Annotated in this window: 9 protein-coding genes; 6 read left to right on the top strand and 3 right to left on the bottom strand. The window is 60.0% G+C overall.

Annotated elements, in window-relative coordinates; genetic code table 11:
* The coding region (locus FJ398_22700) for a transposase (GenBank protein MBM3840718.1) at positions 1 to 295 on the top strand (295 nt) is incomplete at its 5' end.
* A 125-nt stretch (positions 296 to 420) separates the two neighbouring features.
* Here the strand turns inward: FJ398_22700 and FJ398_22695 are convergent.
* Entirely contained in the window at positions 421 to 780 is a 360-nt protein-coding gene (locus tag FJ398_22695) for a hypothetical protein (protein MBM3840717.1), read from the bottom strand.
* Between the two features lie 232 nt (positions 781 to 1,012).
* Positions 1,013 to 2,239 (bottom strand): alcohol dehydrogenase, encoded by a 1,227-nt coding sequence (locus FJ398_22690; protein ID MBM3840716.1) that lies wholly within the window; start codon positions 2,237 to 2,239, stop codon positions 1,013 to 1,015.
* Positions 2,240 to 2,558: 319 nt separating this feature from the next.
* On the opposite strand from FJ398_22690, the gene FJ398_22685 reads away from it, so the two are divergent.
* The 5 genes from FJ398_22685 to FJ398_22665 all read left to right on the top strand — a co-directional run bounded on the left by FJ398_22685 (position 2,559) and on the right by FJ398_22665 (position 7,970).
* Positions 2,559 to 2,921, top strand: a complete 363-nt coding sequence (locus tag FJ398_22685) for a nucleoside monophosphate kinase (protein ID MBM3840715.1) — start codon at positions 2,559 to 2,561, stop codon at positions 2,919 to 2,921.
* On the top strand, positions 2,918 to 3,208 hold the full coding sequence (locus FJ398_22680; protein MBM3840714.1) for a hypothetical protein: 291 nt from the start codon (positions 2,918 to 2,920) through the stop codon (positions 3,206 to 3,208). The genes FJ398_22685 and FJ398_22680 overlap by 4 nt, the downstream gene beginning before the upstream one ends.
* A gap of 38 nt (positions 3,209 to 3,246) precedes the next feature.
* On the top strand, positions 3,247 to 3,897 hold the full coding sequence (locus tag FJ398_22675) for a hypothetical protein (GenBank protein MBM3840713.1): 651 nt from the start codon (positions 3,247 to 3,249) through the stop codon (positions 3,895 to 3,897).
* A gap of 48 nt (positions 3,898 to 3,945) precedes the next feature.
* Positions 3,946 to 5,745: a tetratricopeptide repeat protein gene (locus tag FJ398_22670; protein MBM3840712.1), complete on the top strand. Its 1,800-nt coding sequence runs from the start codon at positions 3,946 to 3,948 to the stop codon at positions 5,743 to 5,745.
* Between the two features lie 152 nt (positions 5,746 to 5,897).
* A complete protein-coding gene (locus FJ398_22665; GenBank protein ID MBM3840711.1) occupies positions 5,898 to 7,970 on the top strand; it encodes a hypothetical protein in 2,073 nt (690 codons plus the stop codon).
* Positions 7,971 to 8,461: 491 nt separating this feature from the next.
* On the opposite strand, the gene FJ398_22660 is transcribed toward FJ398_22665, so the two are convergent.
* Positions 8,462 to 8,874 (bottom strand): sel1 repeat family protein (locus FJ398_22660; GenBank protein MBM3840710.1); only part of this gene is annotated, 413 nt, incomplete at its 5' end.

The following is an 8,874-nucleotide window of genomic DNA, read 5'->3' as shown; positions in this document are numbered from 1 at the left end:
ACTCTTTGCCGAAGGCGACCGTTACCGGCTGTTTGCCAAGCTGGTTTACCCGAAGCTGGCGCGGGCGCGACCTGCGCTGGAGAAGTGCTATTGCGCGGAAAATGGGCGCACGGCCCTTGAACCGGTGCTGATGCTGGGGGTTAGTCTGCTGCAGGATTTGGACGGAGTGCCGGATCGGCAGGCGGTGGAACTGTTGCGCTATCATGCGGGGTGGAACTTCGCGTTGAACCGGCAGTTGGGCGATCCGGGCTTTCATCCGAGGAGTTTGGTCAACTTCCGCCATCGGTGGATGTAAGCGTAGTTTTCTTACTTCGCGGAGAATGGAAACGTGCCAAATTGTTCACATGAAATCCCCGTCGGTCCATCTGGTGACTCAGACGAGAAAGCGCTGATATGGCTGAATCCGATTACATCGAAGCCTTAAAACCGCCACGTCACCTTCGCATAGACGGCCCGGTCTACTTCCACGTCGCGGATCGCGCCTTCGGACTTCGCGCGAATTCGATCCGTGAACAGGCCCGGTGGAGAAAGCGAATGCCGGCGAATCAAGCCGTCCCACTTTCCATAGTAATAATCCCCCTGCAGGGAGAATCGGTTGATGTCCGCCGGTTCCCAGTCCACACGGAAGCCTTGTTGTGAAATCCACCAACTGTCATTGGCGCCGGAGCCGTCGGTTCGAGTGAATTCGTCGCGGTTGGCGTACTTGGCGTAGGCCCGATAATAGGCGTTGGTTCCGAGTTGTCCGCCGTAGCGCAATCCGCCAAAGCCGCGCTCCTCCATTCCGCCGCAACAACAAATATGAACGCATCGTTGGGGGAGTAGTCGCGCGCCCAATCGGCCCGAGACGATGGCAGATTGAAGGGAACAGAGAACTTCGTCCTGTTCAGTTCACCGGCAAGGCCACGGAGAACGCGGAAATCGAGCGCGTCGAAGGCAACAGCCAGCTCAATGGCGTGGGCCAGGATCGCGGCGGCCGAGCCTTTGTCACGATTGCCGTCGAGGGGTTCCCATCTCAGGGATCCCGAGTCGCTCCGCGAACATCGAGACAGATCAATATTCCCTGGGCGTTGCGGCAATAGATTCTGCCGTTGGCGAGGACCGGAACCGTCCAGCATTTGCCCCCCAACACTTGGGCTCGCGCCAGAGCTTGAAAGCGTTCCGGTGTTGCCTCAGCGACCACCAGTTCACCGCGATCGCTCAGGATTATCAACTTCCCATCCGCGGCCATCACCGAGCCGAGGCCGAAGCCGGTCTGCTTCCACTTCACCGCACCGGTTGTAAGGTCCAAACACCGGAAATCCCGGTCGGGGTGATCGGTGTTCCCGTGGACTCCGTAAGCAAAACCATTGAGGTTGACGCAACTGTTGAAATGGTTGGCGATGTTCTTGTTTTCCCAAACCACGGCCGGCGTCCCCGAACCCGCTTTGAGCAGCGCGCAACCGCGGTCGAACGTTGACACGAATAGTTTGTCGTCGATCACGAGGGGATCGGCGGCGTTGATGTCCCATTTGGTGACCCAGGAATGGCTCCAAAGCGGTTGGCCGTCTCGGACGCGCACACCGAGGAGGGATTTGCCGGAGAAGACCGCAACGCAGCGTTCGCCATTCGCGACAAAAGGCACCGGGGTCGCGTAACCCGCCGCGCTGGTATCGGATTTCCAAATCACGCTGCCCGTGGCCTTGTCCACCGCCGTGCCGGCGCCGCCCAGATTCAAAATCAGCAAATTGCCTTCAACCAGCGGGGAGCCCGCAAAACCCCATTCGGGCTTCTTTGCGCCCAGTTCAGCCATCAAATCCTTCGACCAGGCAACGCGCCCGCTCGCGGTGTCGAAACAAAACAAGTGTCCGCGTTTGCTGAGCGTGAAAACCTTGACGCCATCGACCGTGGGCGTCGAGCCTGGGCCGCCTTCGTAGTACTTCGCATCGAGCGGGCAGGCATAGGAGTGCTTCCAGAGTGGCCGGCCCGTCTCGGCGTCGAAGCAAAACACGGTGTCGGTGTCATCCGCATTCCCCAGCGTAAAGACACGAGATTGGGCGACGGCCAGGGAAGAGAAGCCGATGCCGACAGAGGCCTTCCAGAGTTGGCGCGGACCTTCTTTGGGCCACGCGGTCGTCCAGCCGGCTTCCTTCGAGATGCCGTTCAGATCGGGTCCGCGCCAACGCGGCCAGTCGTCGGCCAGCCCGAAAGTCGTCGCGAAGAGATAGAGGCCAAGATGGAGAACGAGTCTTGTGGCAACCATGTCGCTGAGGTAATCGGAGTCCTCGGGCGCTGTCAATTTGCGAGGCATCTTGGGGTGCGATCTAAAGTGTCGGTCAGCGACCCCGCTTGACTTCCCTCTCTCCCCGCGAGGAACGAGTGGGGAGAGAGCTGGAGAGAGGGGTTTCTGGAAACAGGAGAAACGAGCCAACGCATCTCCTCTCCCCGACCCTCTCCTCCCTTTGGGAAGAGAGGGAGAAGACTTCGTTGACCGAGATTCTTAATCGCACCCGGCATCTTGGAATTTATTTGAAACGCTCCGCGGGGAGGTCTAGTCTGAAGTCGGTCCGCAATCAACGTTCATGAATATTTCTATTATTGGACCGACAGGAGTTGGCAAGGGGACCCAGGTTGACCGAGTCGTCGTGAAATATGACCTGGCGCCAATTTCGATCGGCGAACTGTTCAAGAAAAACATCAAAGAGCAAACCGGCCTGGGTCTCCTGGCCAAACGCTACGTGAGCCGGGGCGAACTGGTTCCCGACGAAGTCGTCGATGCGATGTTTGAAGCCTGGATTCGGTTGATCCCTGCGACCCAGGGCGTCGTCATGGATGGCTTCCCGCGCACGCTCAATCAGGCCGAGTTCCTGGATACCCTGTTCCTTGAACTCGGACGAAAGATCAATGCCGTCATCTCCCTCGTTGTTCTGAGGAGGAAATCGTGAATCGACTTTCCGGCCAAAGAATTTGCCGCGAATGCCAGATGCCCTTCCCGGCAGTCGCGCCGTTCCAGAGCTGCCCGTATGACAAATGCCGCGGCGAGCATCTCTATCGACCGGATGACGCCGACCCGGATGCCGTTCGCGTCCGGCTGGCGGTCTTCGAGCGCACGATCGGCCCGGTAGTGAAATATTATCGCAAGAGCGGGAAGCTGATTGAAATTCACGGAGAAGTCGATGCGGACAAAGTTAATCAGGCACTCATCGCGGCGCTCGATTCGGCGCGCGGCTGATTCAGCGCCAAAGCACTCGAACTTTAGCACGCATTCCCATGGCTGACAAAAACGCTGCTCCCGTCAATCCGCCGCCCGGTGACGCCAAACCCAAGAGCGCGGTCATGGCGTTTCTCCCATTGATCCTGATCATCTTACTGGCGCCTGCCGCGGCCTGGCTCACGCTCCGATTCATGTCGCCTGGAGCTGCAAAGGCGGCGCCCGAACCTTCGTCCCAGGCGTCCGACCATGCCGGTCAGGCAGAAGCAGCGAAGCCGGCCGACGCGGAGGAAGTGCCGAAGTTTCACCCAGGTCTTGTCGCTCCGCTGACCCGCGCGAGCATCGGCTTTCACAAGAGAAAATACCTCGGCAAGCTGGCCATCATAGACGTCAACGGGGACGCGCTGGGCCTGGCGCAACCCGAAAAAATAATCGCCAACGTCGCGGGCACTCGCGGTGGACAGGTGATTATCGCACGCCTGGCCGTGCAGGGAGACGACCCTCCGTTGCTGGCGAATCTCAATGTCAACCGCAACCAGTTGCTTAACTCGGCGTCGGAAGTGCTCGCCAGCAAGAGTTTGTCGGATGTCCTGAAGCCTGATATCAAGAACGTGCTTCACTCCGAACTCGCAGCCTCCTTCGGCGCGATCCTCGGATCGGGCATCATGCAAGACGTGATCTTTCTGGAGTTCGACGTGCGGCCTCGGTGAGGCGCCCCATTTCCCCAACGTTACAACGTTAAATCGTTACAACGTTAAATGAGTCAGAGCCTCCTTACACGGGCTTCCACGAGGTTTGGGGGCGGCACAGCCACCACACGATTCCTCCCCTTTGGCCCCGCCATAATCATATTGGGACTTGCCGGAATTGCTTTGCCGGGATGCAAGCCCTCCGCGCCAGAGAATCCTCGTAGCACCAGTCCGCGCAGCACGGTCACATTCAATCGCGACATCGCGCCCATTCTCTTTGAACATTGCGCCCCGTGCCATCGGCCCGGCCAGCCCGGACCTTTCAGCCTGTTGAGTTACACGGATGCCGTGAAGCACGCGGCACAGATCGCGAAGGTCGCGCAGCGGCGCTACATGCCGCCGTGGCTGCCCGAGCCGGGGCATGGCGAATTCCTTGATGAACGGCGGCTTTCCTCGGAGCAGATCAATTCGATTCAGGCATGGTTCAACGCTGGCACGTTGGAAGGGAACGCGGCGGACTTGCCGCCCTTGCCAAAATTCGCGAAAGGCTGGCAACTCGGCGAGCCGGATGTGGTTGTCCAAATGCCGGACCCGTACCCGCTGGCAGCCGAGGGGCCTGACCTTTACCGCAACTTCGTCATTCCCGCGCCGGCGCGAGAGACCCGATTCGTCCAGGCCCTTGAGTTTCAGCCGCGAAGCCGGAGCGTCCATCACGTCCGCATTCTGTTGGACTCGACGCGCCAGTCGCGGCGGTTGGACGAACAGGATGCGGAGGTTGGTTTTGCGGGAATGACGGTGCCAGCCAGATTCCCGGTCGGCCACATGCTCACCTGGACTCCAGGCCGCGCTCCGCGCCAAGAGCCGGACGGACTCGCGTGGGTGTTGGAAGGCGGAGCGGACCTCGTGCTGCAAATTCACATGCAACGGACCGGTAAACCGGAGTTGATCCAACCGGCTCTCGGCCTCTTCTTCACGGAATCGCCCCCAACGAAAACCCCCTGCCGCCTCGGTTTGCTCTCCGAGTTGATCGACATTCCCGCGGGTGAGAAGGAATACCTTGTCGAGCGCTCCATGGAACTGCCGGCGGACGTGGACGTGCTCGCAGTCCTGCCGCATCTGCACTATTTGGGAAAACGTATCGAAGGCTTCGCGATGCTCCCGAACGGAAAGAAACAACCACTGCTGTTGATCAAAGAGTGGGACTTCAACTGGCAAAGCGAATATCGCTACCGGCACCCGGTTTTCCTGCCGAAGGGATCGCGGATCACGATGCGATACACCTACGACAATTCGTCCGAGAACGTGCGAAATCCAAACGCCCCTCCGCGCCGCGTGGTGTTCGGGCCGCAATCCACCGATGAAATGGGCGAGCTCTGGCTGCAGGTCTTGCCGCGCCGGGCGGACGATTTGACGGTGCTGCAAGCCGCGCATCGCGTGTGGGGTTTCGAGGAAACCGCGGCCTACTACTTGAACCTGCTTGCCGCCAACCCCAACGACGCCGCGGCGCATTTCGGCGTGGGCAAAGTGCTCGGTCCGCTTGGCCGAGCCGACGAAGCGAAGGCTCATTTCCAGGCGGCCATTCGACTGGATCCCAGCCATGCTGAGGCTCATTACTATCTCGGCCTCATCCTTCTGACCGAAAAGCAACTGACCGAAGCCCGCGCCGAGTTTGAAACCACGCTGCGTTTGAATCCCAAATATTACCGAGCCCATGACGGTCTCGGCCTGGTTTGCCTGGCCGAAGGAAAATCGGCCGAAGCCGAAACCCAGTTTCAGGCCGCGTTGCAGATAAATCCCGACGATCCCGCCGCAAAACAAAATCTGGAGCGCCTGCGCCAAACAAAAGCCGAAGCGAAACAGCCTCGGTAGGGCGAGCCGGTCCCCAGCGAGTCGGTCGGGACTTGTTCCAAGCCAGCAATTCTGCCCATGAACCCCATGAACCTGTCGATGGTAGGGCGGTGCTGCTGCGCCGCCGCATCGACTGAAGACTGGCTGCGCAGCAACGCAGCCCCACCAGGTTCATGGGCAGAATTGCTCAGAATTGCTGGGGCTTCCCGCTCTGCTCTGGACGGTTCGTCCCAACGACTGCTAAATTTCGCGAGACTCTGATTACGATGCAGACCAGTCGATCCACATTCCCGCGAACCAGAAAGGGGCGCTGGTCTGGAGGCATTGCGGAGTTGGAATTTGTGTCCACTCGGTCCCGGACGTTGTGTGTCACGATCGCGGCCCTCTGGTTGACAGCCGGCTGTTCTCGAAAGGAGCCAGACACCCACAGCAGCGGTCCTCCCGCTCACGGTGGCGCAGACGTTTCTCAAGAGGCTCCTGCGCCGGCCTACGAAGACACTGTCCCGCGAGAAGGCGGACCCGCTGGCTACGCCGGCTCCAAAGCGTGCCGCTCCTGCCACGAGGACCAATACGCGAGCTGGCATCGCAGCTATCACCGGACAATGACGCAAATCGCCGGCACGAATTCCGTCCAGGCCAACTTCCACAAGGTCACTCTCACCAACGACGGCACGCGATTTGTGCTCAGCCAAAGGAGCAACGAATTCTGGGTTCGCATGGAGCACACTGCGCTGGAAGCGGGCCCGGACGCCTCTGCTGCGCACATCGACGTTCGCATTGGTCTGGTGACCGGTTCGCATCACATGCAAGTGTTTTGGGTTCCAAGCGGCGAAGGCAACACCCAGATTGGCTTTCCGTTCACCTGGTTGATTCCGGAGAAGCGCTGGGTGCCGCGCAACTCAACCTTCATTCGCCCGCCCGATGCCGCTCATCGCGCCGAAATCTGGAACATCATTTGCAGCCGCTGCCACGCCACCGGGATCGAACCGCGCGTGGACGCCACGGCTCGCACCGTGTCAACGCGGGCCGGCGAATTGGGCATCTCCTGTGAAGCGTGCCATGGACCCGGCGAACGCCATGCCAAGGCTCGCCTCGCCGACGACAAAAGCCAACTCCTAGCCGCACAAACTTTGCGCGATGAAATCGTCCATCCGAAAAAGATCGACCCGCAGCGCGCCGCGCAAATCTGCGGCTTTTGCCATTCCATGAAGTGGATTGGCAAATCCGAGCCGTGGCATGGGAACGGGTTCCGGTTTCGTCCCGGGGATGATCTTGAGCAGACCACCCCGATCATTCGCCCATCTCGGATCGAATCAGTGCCCGGACTGGCTGACTTCCTGTCCCACAACCCGGATCTCCTGAACGACTTCTTCTGGCCGGACGGCATGGTTCGTGTCAGTGGCCGCGAGTACAACGGCTTGATCGAATCACCCTGCTACAAAAGCGCCAGGTTCTCCTGTCTTTCCTGCCATTCCCTGCACGAGAGTGATCCTGACGATCAACTGGCCCGCAACCGGACCGGTAACCGGGCCTGCACGCAATGCCACGATCGCTTCAGTGACGACGCGCAATTATCCGCGCACACACGGCACCGCCTCGGCTCATCCGGAAGCGAGTGCTACAATTGCCACATGCCGCACACGACCTACGGAGTGCTCAAGGCGATTCGGAGCCATCAAATCAGCAGCCCGCGCATGACAGATGAACTGGCCACGGGCCGACCCAATGCCTGTAACCTTTGCCACTTGGATAAGACGCTCGCCTGGACAGCCGAGCGTTTGGCCGACTGGTATCGGCAGCCGGCGCCGCAATTGCCCGCGAATTCGACTAACGTGGCGCACGCGCTGCGCCTGGCGTTATCCGGAGACGCCGGCCAGCGCGCCCTCATCGCATGGCATCTCAGTTGGCCGCCGGCATTGCAGAGTTCGACGACGAATTGGATCCCTCCGGTCCTCGCGCAACTGCTGGACGACCCTTACGCGGCGGTGCGGTGCGTGGCCGAGCGCTCGCTCCGTTCGATCTCAAATCTGACTCCGCCGGATTACGACTTCGTTTCGGACCCGCGTTCACGTCCCCCGGTTCGTGAACGAGTCTGGACCACGTGGCAGAGAGAACTGCAAACGGGCCGGTCCGCAGAAACCGACCAGCAGCTTCTGATTCGCCCAAACGATCTCGCAGCCCAACAGGCGGCGTTCAAGGAGTGGTTGCAGTTGAGGAACGATCGTCCAGTCCGCTTGCGGGAGTGATCGGGTCGCCGACTCTGAATTCCTTGCGACCAAACCTGACTACCGTTTCCCACATGAAAGCTCTCACAATTACTGAAGCCAGAAGGCGTCTGGGTAAGGTCGCAGACGCTGCGCTGCAAGGTCGGCCGACTCTCATTACTGTGCAGACCGTGGGATTGACGACAGATCGACCGGAGAACCGTAGCGCAGATTTTCAATCTGCCGTATCGCCGAATTGCATTCGGCAGGGCGTCGGGAGATCCAAGCGCCCCCAACCCGCCGTGACCCTATGCGGATTGCAAATCCGCGACACAGCAGAATTCAATTCTGCGCTACTTTATCCATGGCCCGGTGACCTGCTCAGTTAACGCGCCTCCTCTCCTCATCGGGAAGAGAGGGAGAAGACTTCGTTGACCGGCAGTTTGAATCGCACCGCCCTGCCAGGAGGGAGCTTGAGTGGGTGGCCTGGCCCTAGTGATGTGTGAGACACATCACTAATTCGCGCCGACAGACTACTTCTTCAGGAACTCGGCGGCGCGGCGCTGGCCCTCGTTGATTTGTTCGGTGGTCAGCTTCTTCATGATGAGGTCGCGATTTCCCACCGCGTTCGTGTTCCCCTGCGCGGCCGCGAGGTTGAACCATTTGTAGGCCTCCACCAGATCGGGAGCATTCTTCCCGGACTGTTTCGTGAGGAGAATTCCCAGATTCTGCTGAGCCACGTCGAGCCCTTGCTCGGCCGCCTTGCGGAACCATGCGAGGGCCTGGTTCGGATCCTTCTCCACACCGATGCCCTGGTCGTACATGTAGCCGATTTCATTCTGAGAAACCGAATAGCCCTGCTCCGCCGCCTTGCGATACCACTTGAGGGCCTCGGCGGGATCTTTGGGGACGCCTCGGCCATTGCCGTACACGACACCCAGGTTGT

This window comes from Verrucomicrobiota bacterium (assembly GCA_016871535.1).
In the GTDB taxonomy this organism is placed as follows: domain Bacteria; phylum Verrucomicrobiota; class Verrucomicrobiia; order Limisphaerales; family SIBE01; genus VHCZ01.
Note: the sequence above shows the minus strand (reverse complement) of the source record. Positions and strands in the feature narration are given on the sequence as shown.

Coding starts and splice junctions, on each gene's coding strand:
- FJ398_22675 (MBM3840713.1), top strand. CDS start 3,247: ATGGCTGACAAAAACGCTGCTCCCGTCAATCCGCCGCCCGGTGACGCC.
- FJ398_22665 (MBM3840711.1), top strand. CDS start 5,898: ATGGGCAGAATTGCTCAGAATTGCTGGGGCTTCCCGCTCTGCTCTGGA.
- FJ398_22695 (MBM3840717.1), bottom strand. CDS start 780: ATGGAGGAGCGCGGCTTTGGCGGATTGCGCTACGGCGGACAACTCGGA.
- FJ398_22685 (MBM3840715.1), top strand. CDS start 2,559: ATGAATATTTCTATTATTGGACCGACAGGAGTTGGCAAGGGGACCCAG.
- FJ398_22670 (MBM3840712.1), top strand. CDS start 3,946: ATGAGTCAGAGCCTCCTTACACGGGCTTCCACGAGGTTTGGGGGCGGC.
- FJ398_22690 (MBM3840716.1), bottom strand. CDS start 2,239: ATGGTTGCCACAAGACTCGTTCTCCATCTTGGCCTCTATCTCTTCGCG.